At 61.6% G+C, this 18,398-nt stretch carries 16 protein-coding genes; 7 read left to right on the top strand and 9 right to left on the bottom strand.

The annotated features are described in order from the left end of the window. From ACTJK6_RS24210 to ACTJK6_RS24185, 6 genes are all read right to left on the bottom strand, one after another. Positions 1–168 (bottom strand): succinate dehydrogenase, cytochrome b556 subunit (locus ACTJK6_RS24210; protein ID WP_440840351.1); only part of this gene is annotated, 168 nt, incomplete at its 3' end. An 87-nt stretch (positions 169–255) separates the two neighbouring features. Continuing rightward, complete coding sequence (locus tag ACTJK6_RS24205; RefSeq protein WP_440840348.1) at positions 256–711, bottom strand: DUF3429 domain-containing protein; 456 nt, start codon at positions 709–711, stop codon at positions 256–258. Beyond that, positions 708–1,460, bottom strand: a complete 753-nt coding sequence (locus ACTJK6_RS24200) for an SDR family NAD(P)-dependent oxidoreductase (RefSeq protein ID WP_440840347.1) — start codon at positions 1,458–1,460, stop codon at positions 708–710. The genes ACTJK6_RS24205 and ACTJK6_RS24200 overlap by 4 nt, the downstream gene beginning before the upstream one ends. 113 nt (positions 1,461–1,573) lie before the next feature. Then, positions 1,574–2,539 carry a MerR family transcriptional regulator gene (locus tag ACTJK6_RS24195; RefSeq protein WP_440840346.1) on the bottom strand — a complete coding sequence of 322 codons (966 nt, stop codon included), beginning with the start codon at positions 2,537–2,539 and terminating at the stop codon, positions 1,574–1,576. Between the two features lie 298 nt (positions 2,540–2,837). After that, positions 2,838–5,288, bottom strand: coding sequence for a YbcC family protein (locus tag ACTJK6_RS24190; RefSeq protein WP_440840350.1), 2,451 nt, complete (start codon positions 5,286–5,288; stop codon positions 2,838–2,840). Positions 5,289–5,420: 132 nt separating this feature from the next. After that, a complete protein-coding gene (locus ACTJK6_RS24185; protein ID WP_440840345.1) occupies positions 5,421–7,013 on the bottom strand; it encodes an NADH-quinone oxidoreductase subunit L in 1,593 nt (530 codons plus the stop codon). Between the two features lie 99 nt (positions 7,014–7,112). On the opposite strand from ACTJK6_RS24185, the gene ACTJK6_RS24180 reads away from it, so the two are divergent. Together ACTJK6_RS24180 and ACTJK6_RS24175 are read left to right on the top strand one after the other, a co-directional pair. Then, entirely contained in the window at positions 7,113–7,997 is an 885-nt protein-coding gene (locus tag ACTJK6_RS24180) for a LysR family transcriptional regulator (RefSeq protein WP_232040248.1), read from the top strand. 244 nt (positions 7,998–8,241) lie between these two features. Then, the gene (locus ACTJK6_RS24175) at positions 8,242–8,925 is read left to right on the top strand and encodes a YitT family protein (RefSeq protein ID WP_440840344.1); all 684 of its coding nucleotides are present in this window, start codon (positions 8,242–8,244) and stop codon (positions 8,923–8,925) included. A gap of 588 nt (positions 8,926–9,513) precedes the next feature. Here ACTJK6_RS24175 and ACTJK6_RS24170 read toward each other — a convergent pair. From ACTJK6_RS24170 to ACTJK6_RS24160, 3 genes are all read right to left on the bottom strand, one after another. Then, entirely contained in the window at positions 9,514–10,617 is a 1,104-nt protein-coding gene (locus ACTJK6_RS24170) for a porin (RefSeq protein WP_440840343.1), read from the bottom strand. 155 nt (positions 10,618–10,772) lie between these two features. Continuing rightward, a complete protein-coding gene (locus ACTJK6_RS24165) occupies positions 10,773–12,215 on the bottom strand; it encodes an MFS transporter (protein ID WP_440840342.1) in 1,443 nt (480 codons plus the stop codon). A 195-nt stretch (positions 12,216–12,410) separates the two neighbouring features. Next, complete coding sequence (locus tag ACTJK6_RS24160; protein ID WP_440840341.1) at positions 12,411–13,367, bottom strand: dihydrodipicolinate synthase family protein; 957 nt, start codon at positions 13,365–13,367, stop codon at positions 12,411–12,413. Between the two features lie 204 nt (positions 13,368–13,571). Here ACTJK6_RS24160 and ACTJK6_RS24155 point away from each other — a divergent pair, with 204 nt between their 5' ends. The 5 genes from ACTJK6_RS24155 to ACTJK6_RS24135 all read left to right on the top strand — a co-directional run bounded on the left by ACTJK6_RS24155 (position 13,572) and on the right by ACTJK6_RS24135 (position 18,391). Next, positions 13,572–14,486 carry a LysR family transcriptional regulator gene (locus ACTJK6_RS24155; RefSeq protein ID WP_260804220.1) on the top strand — a complete coding sequence of 305 codons (915 nt, stop codon included), beginning with the start codon at positions 13,572–13,574 and terminating at the stop codon, positions 14,484–14,486. Between the two features lie 187 nt (positions 14,487–14,673). Beyond that, on the top strand, positions 14,674–16,266 hold the full coding sequence (locus ACTJK6_RS24150) for an MFS transporter (RefSeq protein ID WP_440840340.1): 1,593 nt from the start codon (positions 14,674–14,676) through the stop codon (positions 16,264–16,266). Between the two features lie 58 nt (positions 16,267–16,324). Continuing rightward, a complete protein-coding gene (locus ACTJK6_RS24145; RefSeq protein ID WP_232039267.1) occupies positions 16,325–16,822 on the top strand; it encodes a MarR family winged helix-turn-helix transcriptional regulator in 498 nt (165 codons plus the stop codon). Positions 16,823–16,851: 29 nt separating this feature from the next. After that, on the top strand, positions 16,852–17,823 hold the full coding sequence (locus ACTJK6_RS24140) for a magnesium and cobalt transport protein CorA (RefSeq protein WP_232039268.1): 972 nt from the start codon (positions 16,852–16,854) through the stop codon (positions 17,821–17,823). 10 nt (positions 17,824–17,833) lie between these two features. Continuing rightward, the gene (locus ACTJK6_RS24135; protein ID WP_440840339.1) at positions 17,834–18,391 is read left to right on the top strand and encodes a DNA-3-methyladenine glycosylase I; all 558 of its coding nucleotides are present in this window, start codon (positions 17,834–17,836) and stop codon (positions 18,389–18,391) included. Positions 18,392–18,398: the final 7 nt, after the last annotated feature.

Genomic DNA, 18,398 nt, shown 5'->3' with positions numbered 1-18,398 from the left:
ACTTTGCTCGAACAAGTACAGCACGAACGGAAGAAGAAGGAACATCAACGCACCGCTGGCACGGTGCAAGATGGACACCTTACCGGCCCAGGGCAAGCGGTAACGGGCGATGTCGCCCAAACCGATGTTCCTGTAGATGGCGGTGCCATTCTCTGAATTGATTGCCACGTGGCCCTCCGAACAGAACTCCAGACACAGATGAAGTTGATGAACTTGACGCAAAGCTCGTCTTTGTGGGGTAACGATCTTCGGTGCTCACCCCGGGCTTGCAAGACCGGTAAGCATGAGCGACGCCACTGCTACGAAGGTCAATAGACTGCGCAACCGGAAATACCAGGCTGGTAGTGCCCCCCAACGTAGAAAAACGGCATCCGTCAGCCAGCAGGCTGCCAGCACCATCGCCATCCTGATGAGCGCAGTACGCGGCTCGCCACTCATGGTTGCGCCCCACGCTGCGAGCGATGGCACAACGCTCCAGGCAAGCTGCAAGACATGCCTGCGCGTGGTGTTTGCCTCGTTGAGTACGCGCCCCCAGTGCACCGCACCTACAAAGGATGTAATGGACGCCGCGTACACCACCAGCGAATGCTGGTATTCGCTGCTCCCCGAGGTGTCCCAAAGGCCAAGCCACGCCAACGCGATAAATGGGATGAGACCGCCGATGCCGAGCAGGACAGCCAGGCCGCGCAAGTTTTTCGGCTGCGTACTCATGACTTGGGAGGTACGAGTAATCGCCCTTGGCCTCCATCCACGCCGATCTGCTGGCCGGTGATCCAGGAGGCTGCAGGACTGAGCAGGAATTCCGCAAGTGCCGCGGTGTCCTCTCCTTGCCCGAGCCGGCCCATGGGGTTCATCTTTGCGAGTCGCTCCGCAACTGCTGGAGCACTTGTCAGGCGAGAAGACATTGCTGACGTGGTCAGCCCCGGATGAATGCAATTGACGCGGATATTGCGATCCGCATACGTTGCGGCCGCCGACTGTGCAAGCGCTCCGACGGCAGCTTTCGCGCTGGCAATTGCTTCATGGTTCGGGAAGCCGGCAGTGGCGGCAACCGAGCCGATCAAGACCGCGCTTGCGTGCCCTCTGTGGCGAACAGCCTGCTGTACAAACAGACGCAACACATTCCACGCCGAGAAAAAATTGGCGTCGAATGCCTGCTTGAGTTCGTCCTCCGAAGTCAGGTGCAGTGGCTTGATGATGATCGAACCGACGCAGTGCGCGAGGCCTTCCGGCGCGCCAAACTGAGCGACACCGGCCTCGACTGCAAGCTGAGCGCTATTCCGATCCGTAACATCGGCTGGACATATCAGTGTCGGGCCCGACTTGAGCGAGTCAGCAAGCTCTTCGAGCTTGCTCCCGTCTCGTGCACTCAGCACAAGCGGAATGTCTGCCCTGTTCAATCGTCGAGCGAGGGCAGCGCCTACAGCGCCGCTAGCTCCAGTAATCCAAACAAATCCCATGATGACTTCCTGACGTGTGCCCAACTGAACAGCAAAGGCGCAGGGGCAGGGGTCTTCGGAAATATCGCTTGAAGCTGCTCATGGCAACCGTCGCGTGGCGCGCCGGGGGTGGTTTAGAGCTTAGCCCCGTTGAGCAAATCTTCTTGACGGACGATTTCGGCAAGCGCGGTCTCAAGCAGTTGTACCGCTCGGTTTGCGACGTTCCCGAGCCGGCGGTGCAACAGGGCGTCTTGCGCCGAGCGGTATATGCACTCATCGCTGTAGCGTTGGAACGCGCTGAGCTGGATCACGAGTTCAGCCAAATGCCGCGGGCATTCGCATTGAATCGCTGAGGCGTGACCGGCTAGAGAGGCGAGTGCCTTGTCGTCGAAGCGGCGGGCCGAGCGCCTGCGAGTGTCGGCATTCAAGATGTCTGCCTGGCGGAGCGCCGTAGCCCAATCGACAAGCTCGGCGACGAGCGGTTCAGGTTTGGCTTCAGCGTCGGCTTGTCGGATTACGCGTATACCGCCCAGGCCCGCGCGCTCCGTCGCGTGCGCTGACGCCTCAGAGCAGATCACGCTCACCGCTTTCGCGTGTAACGCTTCGGCCAGTGCCGCAATGCGTGAGATCGTTTCTTCCTGAAGCGAAGGGACAGAGGCCAGCAGTGCATCCGCCCTCGTACCCGTGCGTGCACTTCGAATTGCTTCTTCAAGCGATCTAGGGCGTCCGCAGACACGCATGTGGGCGCAAGCGCAATGAGCGATGTCAAATGACACAGGGCCTACGATCAGAAGCGAAATGGGCTCAACATTGGCCGTCTGAACAAAGCCAGTCGATTCCACCAGCGCCTTCAGAGATTCCGCATTCAAGCTCGCCACTGCACTGATGGGGTGCCCACGGTCAACAAGGTCTCTGATCAGGCGCAGGCGTTCTATGTCGTCCTCTGTATAGAGGCGTTGGCCCGAAGCGCTCTTCGGCGGCGAGACTACAGCGTATCTGCGCTCCCAAATGCGCAGCGTGGATGCCGGCATCCGGGCCAGTTTTGCTGCTTCGCCGCTTCGGTAATGCCTGGGGGCTAATGACTTGTAGAGCCTTTTCACGAGTCCTCCTCATCACCCTTGTAGGGTAATGCCCCGTTACAACGGAGAACAGCGCATTTCTCTACGGCAAACCACAATGCCCGTTGATGAGTCGGAAATGCATCAAATATCCATGCTCCCGTCGTCGCGCTCTGAGAAGAACTACTCGAACATTCAACCTGCTGATTGCGATTGCGCTTCCTCTTTCATGAATCAGGATACTGATTCAGGCGCTCATGCGATGTGGCTGCACTGTGTAGAGACGACCTTGGCCAGAGCAACCAGAAGGAAGTCCCTTTGGCGGTCTGGCTTTGTGGTGTCACGCCGCACTCAGCCTGGTCGGCAGCCACTCGCCATCGGTGTAGCGCTGAAGCTCGTTGTGTCCGAACCGCCAGAGGTGAAGCCAACCGTTTCTGACAAGTTGCCGGACGACGATCTGGTTTTCAATCACCCGGTCAATGGCCTCCTGTGGCGCATCCACCAGGACGGTCAGCCGAAGCGGCTCGTGGACCCATCGCTCTCCGTCATGAAGCGACTGCCGGGATAGGCCGATTCGCAAATCGCCTCCATTGCCTTCAAATACCCCGATTGAGCTGCCGACGACGTTATGCAGGAGTTTGTTGCCGCTCCCCAGATGTTTTGGATCACATGTTGACGCGTGGTATTGCCAGTTGATCCAGTGGGTCACGAGCATGGGTGCCGTCAGCAATTGATCGAGCAGGCTACCGTCGGGATCGGTGCGGTGGTCGTAATCATGTAAGAACACGCGTCCGTCGAGCACCGCACCCTGGGTCCGATAACGCGGAGCGATCACGAATGCTGCATTGCCGGCCAGCCCCCATTCCGGTCGCGTCTGTGCGCCGTCGTTGGCGCGCCGCAGGAGCTTGGTCAAGAGTTGATCATGCGGCAAACGTGCATCGATACCCAGCTTGGGCGCACGCTCGCGTCTGACCTGATCGCAAGCGTGTTTCATTGCGTCTTCAAAGCGTGCCCAGCGCTCAAGCGCGGATTCGGGCAACAGATCAAGGTCGAAGCCTTCGATCTCGTCGGTTGTCGTGTTATGCAGCGCCGCCACAAATTGCACCCGTGCGGGAACGTCGACGCCCAAGTTGATTAGCTCGGCGCGCACCTTCGGGTCATTGAGGAGCAGGGCCAAGGTGCGGGCATTGACCTCACCGCTTTGGCCACAGCATGCGCCGCAATCCAACGATGCCGAATGCGCGTTGTTGTTCGACTGGCTGCCATGACCGACCAGCACCACGAGCGGGGCCAGATTGTGAGCGAGCCCCATGGCGCGGAGCACGCGCGCCGCCAGGTCAGCTTTTTCACGTGGAGACTGCGATAGCAGTGTAGGCCTGCACACCTTCTTGTACCGGGAGGGCAATCCTGCCAAGTCTGCACGCACGCGCCGCTGCGTCGACGGACGGACCCACCGCCACAGCGCGCCGGCGTAGCCAACACCTGCAACCTCGACAAACGAGAATGCACCACTGGGCCAGCGACTGGATTGATTCAACTGTGCGGCAACCCCGAGACGGGTGCGCCGTGCGCGTGTGACCGTACCGTCAGCAGAGGGTCCGTCTTGGCCTGTATTGAGGTGGACACTGTCTGTTACCTCCATTGAGGGCGACAGTAAGCCGGGTAGTTGCGGGCGCCGTGCCCCTGTTCCGAGCGGCGTATAGGCAACGGGTATGCCGAAGAATCCCGCAAAGCCCACCGTCTGGATGGCCGGCCAGACCGCCTCCAAGGAACGGCGAAAGGGTTCGCTGCGGACGTCAATGCAAAACGCTGCTTGTACTTCAATATCGGAGGGCTCAGGCGCCACGCAGGACGCCCCTACACGCTGCGCCAGTTGGCGCTGGTAACCGGCTTCCAGGGCGTACTGCCAAGCCTCGTCGATCAGCAAAGCCTCCTCGGCCTCTGCAAGCGTTGAAGATGCGCGGCGCCAGGCGTTGCGAAGAGTGGAGATGGCGGTCTTCGTGCTGTAGTCGTCGTGGCACTTCTGCAGAACGGCGCCCCAGGCAAGCCGGATGGCAAGCAACTCACGCAGGTTGGGGTCTTCCTTCCCGTCCTGACGAGCTTGCCACCCAAGGTAGGCGCACCAAGATGCCCAGCCATTCACCGTGAGCAATACGGCTTCCAGATAGTCTGGCCAGACATCGCTGGACAGATCCAGTTGCTCCAGCGCCCAGTGTTCCGCGTCCCGGAACGTGGGCGGCAACTCCGCCAGATGCTGATCAAGATTCGGAATGCCCATCAGCAAGCCAATGCCGCGATCGTGCCGTAACGTGTCGCGCCAGAAGGCATACAGCCCATCGTTTTTCTGGATCGCCCAGTCCGACTGATTCTCGTCGAAATAGGCGGCGCAGCTTTGGCTGACCTGGTGCGTGATTGCCTCGCGCCAGGAAAGCCTTGTATGGCGCAATGGATCGGTATCAAGTATGTCGATCAGCAACGGCAAACGTGGCGCTGACCAATCGGTGTTGATGGCCTTCAGGCATTGGGAAACCGTCAGGCCGGACACTTTGGCGGCGGGCAAGGCAGCAAGCGCATATTCGACGTCGTCTTTGGTAATGCGGCCGGATTGCCATGCCTGGCGCAGGCTTGGACGGCTCGGAAACACCTGGATGCCGCCAAGCACTGCCATCCGAGCTGCCACTTGGCGAACAGGCCTGCTCACCCGGCCCCAATGAGGATTGACTGCAATTGCCCGATCTAACGGCCATGCCGGTGCGATCGCTGCGCATGCTTGATTGCAGGCGGCTTCCATCTGCGCCAGCCGCGCAGCGTCCGTGTACTTTTCCGCCTCAAGGTTGACGCATGCTGCGTTAAGTTCCGACGTCGCGCTGGGATCGGTGGAGGAGGCAATACCGTTGTTCATGTGAACCTCTTTGAGCAGCATTTACTGGTGTGCATTTGCCTTGGCGGCCCGGGCTACTGCGAGGGGGAAGACATCCGAGCGACTCGGCGTCCAGTTGGTCGGCCACGAGCGCAAAGCCAAGCGGGTATAGAACTCATCCAAGTAAAGGCCCGCATAACAGGCACGGCGCACAGAAGCCAAAGCATGGGGAGATGTCTGCAACGCCACCAGGACGCAATGCATGGCAGCCATACCGAGCAACGCTGCAATGCCGCCACCTGTGTCGGCGTGGTCCGCTATGCCGGTTGGCAAGAGGTGGAGGACGATTGCTGCGCCCATGAGACCCCCAATACTGATCAGGCTTGCGGCAATTCGGGCCAGCAGCATTGCAGTGGTCGAGCCTTCCTCGACGGATGGCAGCCAGAGCAGTGGTGCCCAAGCAAGCGCGAGAATGCCGCTCCACCACCAAGGCCAGGGAACCTGATTTACCAGCGCATGAAGAAGGACGGCGATGCCGATTGCGATGACGGGGGCTGCGTACAAGCTCAAGCGAGACCGCTTTTCATGGCCAAGGAGCTGTTCCACGCGAAGCCGATCGACCACCGAGGACGCGGAGAGAAATGCGTGCGCCTTGTAAAGCGAATGGCCGAGGAGGTGAAGCGCCGCCAGTGTGTACAGGCCCAATCCACACTCCATCACCATGAACCCCATCTGCGCCACCGTGGACCAGGCCAGCCGGACCTTAATGCTGATGCGGGTGAGCATGATCAAACCCCCCATGACTGCCGTGGCGAGCCCGATCGTAATCAGCAGCCAGCGAGCCGGGGCGCTCTGGCTGAGCAGAGGGGCAAATCGGATCAGCACATAGCCGCCCAGGTTCACCACACCCGCATGCAGCAAGGCCGATACCGGCGTCGGAGCCTCCATGACCTGGATGAGCCATCCGTGCACGGGCAGCAAAGCTGTTCTCAAGATCACACTGACGGCGACGCAGACCGCGCTGACCTGAAGGCTGGCGGATACCCCTTCGCGCGCAATGTGAAGCCATAACTGCGACAGCGAACCGCTGCCTACCTCGTGCCAGGCAAACGCGGCTGCCGTAACCAGGAAGACATCTGCCAACCGGTCTGCCAAGCGCTTTTTGTGCGCGGCAAGCATTGCGAATGGTCGGTCGGGATAAAAGCACAGCAAACGCTGCAACGCGACGCCGATCGTCGCCCAGGCCGCGATCAACACCACCCAATGGTCTGCAAGCAGGAGCACGTGCACAGATGCCAACACCCCGGCAAGCGCGCCGAGATAGCTGCGTTGCCCAGGCTCGCCTTGCAGGTACCGCGCAGAGAACGCGCCGATGCAGGTGCCCAGCAGTTGGACAAGCACGGCCATCCAACCGCCAATCAGAGACAGGTGCAGCCAAGGCGAGAGGACGGAGGTGCCAAGAGGCTCGCCGGAACTCCAAGCCGCCCAGGCCAAAGAGAATATGGCAGCACACAAGGCGATTGCCGACAGTGCGATAAAGCCGTGCCAAAGTGTCGGCGTACTTGCGCGAGCCGACCGGGGAAGGAGGGCGGCCACCCCCATCAAACCTGCCGGCAGGAGTGTCGAAACAGCCGTAAGAACGTGAACGATATCCATGGGAAGCGCTGGCGAAAATTCATGTGCCCGCATCTTCTCCTTTGGAAATCATTCTGTAAAATTCAATGATCAGAACGATTTGATATATAAAACAGAATGATCAGGCTGGAGCAGCTGAACTTCCATCACTTGTTCTACTTTTGGCGCGTGGCCAAGTTGGGACACCTCACGCGCGCCGCCCGTGAGCTGCACACCTCCCAGTCGGCGCTTTCCGCTCAGATCCGCCAGTTGGAAGAAAGACTTGGCGACGCTCTATTCAGCCGGGAAGGACGCAGCCTGGTGCTGACCGAGACCGGCCAGGTCGTGCTGTCGTACGCCGAAGACATTTTCGGACTCGGCCAGGAGATGCTCGGAAGATTGGTTGGCCGAAGCGAGGGAATGACGCGACTTCGTGTTGGAAGCGTGGCGACCCTCTCGAGAAACTATCAGGAGAACTGGATCAAGCCGCTCTTGGCTGACCCCGAAGTGCTACTCACGCTCGAATCCGGGGTTCTCGAAGACTTGCTCGGCCGGCTGGTCGAACATCAACTTGACGTGGTGCTCGCCAATGAAAGCGTGCCCACCAATCCGGATCGCCCTCTCCACTGTCAGTATCTTGGTAGCCAATCCATTTCCCTGGTAGGGCCAGCATCAGTCTGGAAAGGCCGAACCCTGCACATCCCAGAAGATCTTGATGGGCTTGAGATTGCGTTACCTGGGCCGCGCCACGCGCTTAGAACTCAGTTCGACGCCCTGTGCGCGTCAATGGGTGTGGTCCCCCGATTGCGGGCCGAGATAGACGACATGGCTATGCTGCGTCTGATCGCTCGTGACAGCGGCTGGTTGGCCGTGTTGCCCGAAGTTGTCGTTCAAGATGAGTTGCGAACGGGAATCCTGGTGACTGTAGGGCAGTCGACGCAATTGCAGGAACGCTTCTACGCCATCACCACAATACGCAGACACAGGCTTGAAGCGCTAGAGCGATTGCTGTCTCAGCCGGTCTAGGCAGACGCTGGACATAGCCTCCAAACCGTAGTCGTATGAGGTTCCCGCACATGGATGGAGAGCTTGTCGAGCCGTGCGGCGATCCAGGCCATTGCCGGCTGCTGCGGGACGACTGCGGCGAGCACACAACGCCTGCATCTCAGGGGTAGGCTGATTCAAGCACGGTTGGCTTGGATCAAAGAACCGACGGACGCACCGGCGGCATAGTCGGCGCCATGTCCACGGTATCCGTAAGGAGCCCCCCATGAATGCTCCCGACAATGTCCCCAGCGTCACCCGGCATAGCCTGCTTGAGGACGTGCTCGCCATCGTCACCGGTACGCTCTTCGTGTCGCTCGGCATCACGCTCTTCAAGCAGGGCGGTCTGCTGTCTGGCGGCACGGCCGGCGTGGCCTTTCTGATCCACTACGCCACATTGCTGCCCTTTGGGGTGGTGTTCTTCACCATCAATCTGCCGTTCTATTACCTGGCGGTGCGGCACATGGGATGGCGCTTCACGCTCAAGACGTTCTGTGCAGTGGCGCTGGTGTCGTGGCTGAGCGAGGTGCACGCGCATTTCGTACAACTGGGGTCGCTCAATCCGCTGTATGCGGGTGTCATTGGCGGCACGTTGATGGGCGTGGGCTTCATCGTCCTGTTTCGGCACCAGGCCAGCTTGGGCGGCGTCAACATCGTCGCGCTGTATCTGCAAGACAAGTACGGCATTCGCGCTGGCAAGCTGCAGATGGCGGTGGATGTGGGCATCGTGCTGGCCTCGCTGGTCGTGGTCAGCCCGATGGCACTGGCGGCCTCGCTGGTCGGGGCGGTCGCGCTCAACCTCAGCATTGCCCTGAACCATCGGCCCGGTCGCTACCTGGCCACGCAGACTGCCAGCACTGCCGCTGGACATGTCGGTAGCAACGGCTCGCCGGGGTCCTCAATGGCTTAACAAGGCTGCGGCGCGTTGCGGCGGGCATAGACGGCCTACGTCACCTGCACGCACCGCATGTAGACGGCGATGCAGCAGCGCAGTGTTGACCGAGCCGTCAGCATCACCGAGATGCCGAAGCGTTTGGGGATGAAAAACCTACCGTACGCGCTGGTGATGGGCCGGAAAGCCCAGCATGGCAGCGGGTTCCTTACGTGCATGCTGCGCGGACTCAGCATGAGAACGCAGTGTGTCGGTATCGGCCGCGATAGGGTGGATCGTAGCGAATCGACTCAGCACCCGCGACCCGGTCCGTTTCTCTTCATTGGGGCAAGACCGGCTTTAGCGTGCTGGCGCGAGGCTAGCGGGGACCGTACGAGCCAACGCCGACTTTGATGGCAGTTGAAGCTATCGTGCGTTGACCGTTCTCGAAGACGATCCAGGCAGCGGCAAGGTGATCGACACCCGGAGCAACTGTAGCCAGTAGAAGAACGGTAAACCAAAGCGCGCAGGGGCCTTCAATTTGTAGGGCGGCACTCACAGCCGACCGGTGAAGGCCTGTCGCCCCTGCGGATTGTGGATAGCGTGAAGGCGACTAAACAGCGGCTGCTAAAACGAATGCTTCACGCCGGCCATCACCCCGAGCTGATTGCCGCCAGGCGCGGGGTTACTCGTCCCTCCACTGCCGCCGGCGCTCACTGAAAGATTCGACTGCCCACCGTTATCGATGTACCCGCCGGTGAGATACACCGACGTCCGCTTTGAGAATGCGTAGGTGCCCCGGATCGCGCCCAGCCACGCCTTGTTGGCACTGTTGTTGAAGTGCAAGTAGTAGACCTGCCCTGCAAGGTTGAAGGCGGGTGTGATGTCGTAGGACGCACCTGCGTAGTACAACTGGCTGTGTGATGGCGTACTACCTTCGTTGTTGCGGAACGAAGCGCCGATGCCCACCTTTGTTTTGTCGAATAACGCGTAAGCCCCGAGGAGCAGACGATCGTCCTTCAGTTTGCTACTGGTGAGGCCAGCCGCTGCGCCGGGGCCACCTCGCAGCGAGTCGTACGCGGTTGAGATGCCCCAGGTGCCGGTTTCGTACATCACCAAGGCGGACCACTCGCGGCACGCGCGGCTGTCCGATGCCAGTTCGCCGGCACAGTTGGTGCCGGCTGGGTTGGCACCGGCATTGACCGTATCCCGGCCGAAGCTATACGTGGCGCCCACGGTGAGGCCGCCGAACTTGCCCTTGTAAGCGATGGCATTGTCGACACGCGCATTCGGGCGGTAGCTGTCCAATGCGTTACCGCCATAGACGTTGGGTCCAAGGATGTCCGAGTCGAGAATCGCCCAGAACAACATGGTGTTCTGTCGGCCAAACGTCACCTCGCCCCACGGCCCGCTGAGCCCCACGTTTGCTTGCCGGCCGAATAGCCGTCCGCCCTGATTCGAGATGCCGGAGTCCGGCGCGAAGCCCGATTCAAGCGTGAAGACGGCATGCAGACCGCCGCCCAGGTCTTCTTTGCCGCGCACCCCCCACCGCGACGGCACGGTGCCTGTGAGGTTCGGCATGCGCACCAGCCCGCTTTTCGCAGCCCCAACGTTATTGACGTATTCAACGCCGGTATCCACCAGGCCGTAGAGCGTGACGGACTGTGCGGCGGCCATCATCGGGGTGGCTGCACCGATGCTCATGCCGATCAGCCAGGACGTGGTTTTCATGGTGAGGTCTCCTCTGTGTTGTACCCGTGCGTGGCACCGCGACGGGGTTTTGTATGGTTTTTTGGGTGCGCTCCGCCAAGAGGCGGTCGCACATGGCGACCCTCTTGGGGCAATACAGGAAGGTAGGGGGATGGCGCGCGGCGGCGCCTCGATACCTAGGGCGAGATGTCTTCGAGCGCCCGGTTGGTGGTCTCGATCATGCGCATGGCCGCCAGCAGGCCGATAACGTTCACCAGCGCAAACATGACAAACACCGACGCGATGCCGTAGCCGGCGAGAACCACTCCGACGATGGCCGGCGCAGCAGCCGACGCGGCACGCAACCATGACGTCGCCAGCCCGGTGCCGATAGCACGCATGCGGGTTGGATAGATTTCAGGCGTGTAGAGATACAGCAGTACGGTGGTCGTGCCCATCACAGCGTAGGCAGAAGACGCCAGGATCATCACGGACAGCGCACTGCCGGCACCGATCGCCGCCAATGCTGCCAGCAAGGCACCACTGATCAGGAAGCACGCCATGGCCCAGCGCCGACGGCCGACGCGATCCACCAGGAGGGCGCACACCAGCACTGCACAGGTGCTCAGGACGTTGGAGACTGACGCCATATGCAGAGATTCCTGCAGCGGCAGGTGGTACACAGTCTTGTACAGGCTCGGAAGCCAATTATTGATGCCGTTGGCAACAAAGTAGGAACTGGCCCACAGCACCCACACGACGAGGGTCCGGCCACGGTACAGTGGCGAGAACAGTTCCTTCCATGAGCCCTTGCGACGTGTGCGAATGCCCTCGAGCAGCGTGGCGACTCGCGTATCGATTTCGGTGCTGTCGCGTTGCGGGTCGAGATTGCGGCGGGGCGTACTGGCTTCAATGTCCCGGATCACGTGTTCTGCTTCGTCAAAGCGGCCCTTGCCGATCAGCCAGCGCGGCGACTCCGGCAAGCGCATGATCAGCAGCGCCACGAGAATGCCCGGGATGCCCCCGACCAGAAACATGTATTCCCAGCCAAAGCGCGGCACAAGGAACGCGCCAACCTGGGCCGCCGCCAGCAGCCCCAGCGGAAAGATCAGTTCGTACAGGATGAAGAAGCGTCCGCGCCCGTGCGCTTGCGACAGCTCGTTGATGTAAGTCGCTGCCACCGGCACTTCACCCCCAACGCCGATGCCCTGCAGGAACCGGCACAGAAACAGCATCTGAAAGTTACCGGCAAACGCGCACACCACACTCATGACCGACATCAGCCCGACCGTGATGGTGGCGCTTCGCACTCGGCCCAGACGCTCAGCCAGCCAGCCGAACACCAGCGCGCCGATCACCTGGCCAAGATAACCGGCGGCGATCAACACGCCGATCTCGCCCGGTGAGAGGTGCCACAGTCCCACAAGCACCGGCATGACGAAGGCCAGCGATAGCGCGTCAAAGGCGTCGAACAGCGTGGCGCTGCCCATGATGATGCGGGCCTTCGTGTGCCAGCGACTGAAGGGGACGTTCTCGATACGAAAGAGAAGCTGTGCGGCGCGCGAGCCGGAATCGGCCGACGCTGTGCGCGCGCTCTCCTGCACGCCGTGGTGTGCCAGGGCGGGCGTGGTGATGGTCATGTTGTCTCCAGATGTCATTGTTCTGATGCGAGGCCGCTGGTTGCGCCCTGCATCGATGATCTTGTTGTTCTGGTGGCAGCCGTTGGTCGGCTGTGGCGCCGGGCGTGGCGCTTTGATAGCGCTTGTATCACGCCCGGACAGGTACCGCTTATGGTGTGCGCACGCCCTTAAGGCGTTGCCGGCAGCCTGCTTGCCTTATGCGGCAAGAGGCTGCACCACACCGGCACCCGGGCCAGTCAGCCCGGCCGAGCGCATCGCGTTGGCAATGTCGATCTCCGCGCCGGGTTCCAGCGGCAGCAGCGGAGGGCGCACAGTGGCGTGCTCAAGGATGCCCCGTGCGACGAGCGCGTGCTTGAGCGCGACGGTGCCCTCCATGTGCGAGCCACGGTGATAGACGTTCTTCGTGATCGGCAACAGCTTGTCATGCAGGGCGCGCGCGCGAGGGTAGTCCTTGGCCTTGCCGGCTGCGATCAGTTCGATCAGCAGTTCGGGCGCGATGTTGCCGTATCCCACCAGTGCGCCGTCTACATCGAACATGGTGTGCAGCAGGTATTCATCGTGACAGGTCAGGATCTGAAGATCGGGGTTCTCGCGGCGGATCACGGGAATTTCGGTATCCCAGCGGCGCATGTTGCGTACGCCGTTCTTCATGGCGAACACGCCCGGTTGCGCGGCAATCTCGAGCTGTGTTTCCAGGTTGTACGTTGCCTTGGTCACGTCCGGATACTGGAAGAGGATCAGCGGTAGGCCACTTTCCTCATAGATGGCGCGATAGCGGTCCTGCGGTGCACCTTTTTGGTAACCGAAGCGCAGCCAGCCGTGCGACGGATAGACCAGACCAGCCGAGGCTCCGGCCTTGACGGCGCGTTTGGCCTCGGCCGCGGCCACCTGCGTACCTTCGAGCGTGATGCCGGCGATGACGGGAAGCTTGCCGTCGACCGACTTCACGAAACTTTCAATCACGGCGATTTGTTCATCCTGTGAAAGGAAGGTGCCTTCGCCGGCGTGTCCGAGCACGACCAGGCCCTTCACGCCGTCAAAGCTGCCGAGCCACTTGCCTAGCCGCTGGATGGCCGCGTGGTCGACAGCGCCATCGCGGGTGAACGGGGTGACGGGGGCGGGTACGAGGCCGCGCAGATCAATGTCTTTCATGGAGTCTCCTCACGAGTGGATCGATAGGTCTTCCCGGGGGCGTCATGCCTGTGCCCGGGGAGCGCTCGTCGCCGGCGAAGCCTTGGAACGCCTGGGTGGTCAACGTGCTTGCGATGCAGTCTAGGGAGACACAAGACATGCCGGAAGTGTGAATTCCGGCATTTCAGATATACTGAATTGACATATCAAGAACGTGGGGACACCGTGGATTACGCGGGCTGGAAACTGTTCATCGAGGCCGCCGAGCTTGGCAGCCTCAGCAAGGTGGCATTGGCGCACGGCACGACGCAGCCCCATATCAGCCGTCAGATTGCAGAGCTGGAGCAGGCAGCCGGCGGCCGGTTGTTTCAGCGGACGGGCCGGGGCGTTGTGCTGACGGAACTGGGTCAGCGCATCGCACCGAAGGTGCGGGCATGGCTGGCGGGCACGGAGCAGTTGGCCAATGACATTCAAAGCTCCGCCGGCAAACCGATCGGGACCGTACGCCTGGGCATCATTCCCTCTACGGCGCATCCTCTGGTCAGCACGCTGTATTACCGCTTGCGCGAGCGCTATCCGCTCGTGCAACTCAGCGTGCGAGAAGGTCAAGGCGCGCAGTTGGAAACATGGCTGGAAGACGGCAGCGTTGATCTTGCCCTGTTGTTCCGGCACAGCCCGACACCCAAGCACGGCGACATCTATCTGACCGAAGCCGCGACATACCTGGTTGGCAGACCCGGCGATCCGCTTCTGGCCGAGCCCACCGTGCCGTTTGCGGCGGTGAACGGTCTACCGTTGGTTTCGTTCTGTCGGCCCAGCAGTTGGCGCGATTGGCTCGACCACCTCGCGACCCAACGCGGCATCTCTCTGAACGTCGTGGTGGAAGCGGATTCCCTCAGCCTGCAGACGCGCATCGTCGAGGACGGCGGCATGTACGCGCTGCTGGGGCCCTACGCCATCGCCAACGCCGTGCGCGAAGGCCGGCTGCAAGCCGCCAAGGTTGTGGACCCGACGGTCTATCGATACATCGCGCTGGCGATGTCGCGTCATGGCGATCTGACGCTTGCAAGCCGCACGGTGATGCAACTCACCAAGGAGATCGCACAAACGGGTACAGCGGTCTCCGAGCATGGCCAGTAAGGAAAAAGGAGAGCCGCCTTGGCGCGCCTGCGCCTATGCGAACCACAAGCGACCTCGACGGACTTAATTTATATCCGACAGGCTTTATTTTTTCCGATCAGCCATCCAGCAAGCCATCCCGGATCCCGCTACAATATCGTTGACACATCAATCGTTGATGTATCATTTGTATTGCTGCTCCTTCGCCATGGCCGTTCACACCGCGCTTCCCCACTCCCATACCCAGGTTCTGCCGTTCAAGGAATCGCTCTTGGCGATGATCGGCATCTGCTTCGTCGTCGTTCTGGTCGCCTTCGATCAGACCGTGGTCGGCACCGCGTTGCCAACCGTGGTGGCCGAACTCAAGGGCTTTGAGCTGTACGCGTGGGTGGCGACGTCGTATCTCCTGACCTCCGTTGTGACGGTGCCGATCTTTGGGCGCCTGGGAGATTTCTACGGCCGCAAGCCGTTCGTGATTGCCTCCATCGTGGTGTTCACGCTGGCGTCGGTCATGTGCGGCATGGCGGGCAGCATGACGTTCCTGGTGTGGTCGCGGGCGCTGCAGGGCATTGGCGGCGGCATGCTGGTCGGCACGGCTTACGCGTGCATTCCCGATCTCTTTCCCGATGCGCGTGTACGTTTGCGCTGGCAGGTGATGCTGAGCGCGTCGTTTGGTATTGCCAACGCCATCGGCCCGACGCTGGGCGGGTGGATGACGCAGGCGTTCGGCTGGCGGTCGGTGTTTTACGTGAACATTCCATTCGGCGTGCTGGGGCTGTGGTTTGCCTGGCGCTTCCTGCCGCATCTTCGCCAGAACGTGCACACCGGGCGTATCCGGCTGGACTGGCAGGGCGCGGTGCTGATCACGGTGGCACTTGGGGCCCTGCAGTTGTTCGTGGAATGGCTGCCGCGGCATGGCCTATCGCTGCCGCTCTTCGGTTGGCTGGTGCTGTCGGCTGCGGCGTTCGTGGCGCTGTGGTGGTGGGAGCAGCGTGCCGAACAACCGCTGCTGCCGTTCGACATGCTGCGCAATCCGGCGCTGGCTGCGCTCTTCATGCTGGCGTTGCTGTCGGGCTTTTCGATGTTTGCGGTGCTGTTCTATGCGCCGTTGCTGTTCCAGGGCGGGTTTGGCATGTCGCCGCAGCAAGCCGGCCTGGTGGTCACGCCGCTCGTGGTGTGCATCACGCTGGGCAGCATCATCAACGGGCGCATTGTCACGCGCATTCCCAAGCCCAACGCCATGCTGTATGCCGGCTTTGCGCTGCTGACCGTGGCGGTGGCGGGCATGTCGGTGTCATCCCGGGGCATGCCACATACGGTGCTCACCTTGCTGATGCTGCTGGCCGGTCTGGGCCTCGGTTTCGTGCTGCCCAATCTGACCGTGTTTGCGCAGCAGACGGCCGGCCGTGCGCATCTGGGCATTGCCACCGCGCTGTTGCAATCGCTGCGCATGGTGGGCGGCATGGTGGGCACGGCGCTAGTTGGCACGTTGGTGAGCGAGCGCTATGCCTCGGGCGTAGCCAATGCACTGAGCGCTGACAGCGCGATGCAGTGGCTGCGCCAGCTTGCCGATCCCGAAATTCTCATCGATCATGACGCGCAAGCCGCCTTGCTCTCGCAGTTGCATGCCGCCGGCCACGATGGGGCGGCGCTGCTCGAAGCCGCGCGACATGTGCTGGTGAGTGCCATCCATATCGGCCTGATCGTGGCGACGGTGGTGGCGCTGGTTGGCCTCTGGTATGTGCGCCGCGTGCCGCCCGTGGTGCTGCATCATGTCGAGCCCGTGCAACATACGGAATAGGCGAGACACGCCGGAGCGGTTAGGATGCGCGGTTCCCCAGCAATCTCAGCCCTGATCGATGACCTCTGAACGCGAACGCTTCGCCGTCATGCACCAGTTCGGCCGCACCTATCGTGCGTTCATGGCCGCCTTCGAGGCGCATGTCGGCCAGCCGATGCCGCGCTGGCGCATCCTGCTGGCGCTGCACGACAACACCGGCGGCGGCATGGCCCAGAAGCAGCTGGCCGAGCGCCTGCAGATGGACCCCGGCGCGCTCACCCGCCAGCTCAAGGTGCTGGAGCAGCTCGGCTGGATTGAACGCACCACCGATGCGCGCGACAACCGCCTGACCAACGTGTCGCTGTCAGACGCCGGCTTGGCCATCGTGCTCGAATGCATGCCGCGCCGCATCGCCTTCATCAATGCCACGCTCGACGGGCTGCCGGACGATCTCGTTCACGCGCTGTCCGAAGCGCTGGCGCAAATCGAAACGCGCCTGGCCGAAGTGCCGGCGCTGGCCGCCGCGGCCTCCACCGCATCCGATATCAAGACCGCAGATCGCCCCGCAGACCGTTAATGCGCGCCGAATGTGTTCCGGAGACAACCATGTCCATGGTGATCAACAGCGCGCTGTATCGAAACGGCAAGCGCGAGCGTGACCTGTCCGTCGAGGCCATCAGCGACGTGCTGCACACGCCGGGCTCGTTTGTCTGGCTGGGCCTGCATGAGCCCGACAACGCGATGCTCGACCTCGTGCAGGAGGAGTTCGGTCTGCACGATCTCGCCATTGAAGACGCCCGCAACGCGCACCAGCGGCCCAAGTTGGAGGTCTACGGCGACGTGCTCTTCATCGTACTGAACACCGCGCAGATGGAAAACGGCAACGTCGTCTTTGGTGAGACGCACCTCTTTGTCGGTCGGGACTTTCTTGTTTCGGTGCGGCATGGGCCGTCAGCGTCGTACTCGCCGGTGCGCGAGCGCTGCGAGCGCACGCCACAACTGCTGGCCAAAGGCGCACCGTTTGCGCTGTATGCGGTGATGGACTTTGTGGTCGACAACTATCAGCCCGTGCTGGAACGCCTGCAGGAAGAGTTCGAGCACATCGAAAGCCAGATCTTTGGCGACACGTTCGACCGCGCAGCCATCGAGCGGCTCTATACGCTCAAGCGCCAGCTTCTGCGCCTGCGCAATGCTGCGCTGCCGGTGGAAGACATCGCCGGTCAGCTCGTGCGCCTGCACGAAGACGTGGTGCCCAAAGAGCTGCGCGCGTATTTTCGCGATATAGCCGATCATGCGCACCGCGCGGTCGGCGCACTCGATGTGATTCGCGAAATGCTGACCACGGCCATCTCCGTGAACGTGGCGCTGGTGTCAGTCACGCAGAACGACATTGTGAAGCGCCTGGCGGGGTGGGGCGCTATTCTGGCAATTCCGACCGTGGTGTTCAGCAACTACGGCATGAACTTCAAGGGCATGCCGGAGCTGGAGCATCCGGCGGGGTATCCCATCGTGCTGGCGTGCACGGCCACCGCTTGCGTGTGGCTGTATCGCAAGCTGCGCAAATCGGGCTGGATCTAGGAGACAAGAGATGGCGCGCTGCTGCTGGGCGGGCGAAGACCCGCAGATGATCGCGTACCACGACACCGAGTGGGGCGTGCCCTCGCACGATGATCGCCACCTTTACGAGATGCTGATCCTGGAAGGGGCGCAGGCGGGGCTGTCATGGCAAACCATCCTGCGCAAGCGGGCGCGCTACCAGGAAGTGTTCGAGGGGTTTGATGCCGCACGTGTGGCGCGCTTCACGCCGGCGCGCATCGAAAAGTTGCTCGCTGATCCGGGCATCGTGCGCAATCGCGCCAAGGTTGAAGGCGCCGTCATCAACGCGCGCAAGGTGCTGGAGCTTCAGGAAGAAATGGGTTCGCTCGATGCATTCCTGTGGTCGTTTGTCGATGGCAAGACCATCGTCAACCGTTGGGACAGCTACCGTGATGCCCCCGCCGCAACCGACGCTTCCAAGGCGATGAGCAAGGCGCTGGTCAAGCTCGGTTTCAAGTTTGTCGGCCCGACCATCTGCTACGCCTTCATGCAGGCCACCGGCATGGTCGATGACCACGAAGCCGGGTGCTTTCGCGCTGGGAAGGTCTAGCTGCCAA

The organism is Ralstonia sp. 22086, from assembly GCF_052045975.1.
Classification (GTDB): domain Bacteria; phylum Pseudomonadota; class Gammaproteobacteria; order Burkholderiales; family Burkholderiaceae; genus Ralstonia; species Ralstonia wenshanensis.
Note: the sequence above shows the minus strand (reverse complement) of the source record. Positions and strands in the feature narration are given on the sequence as shown.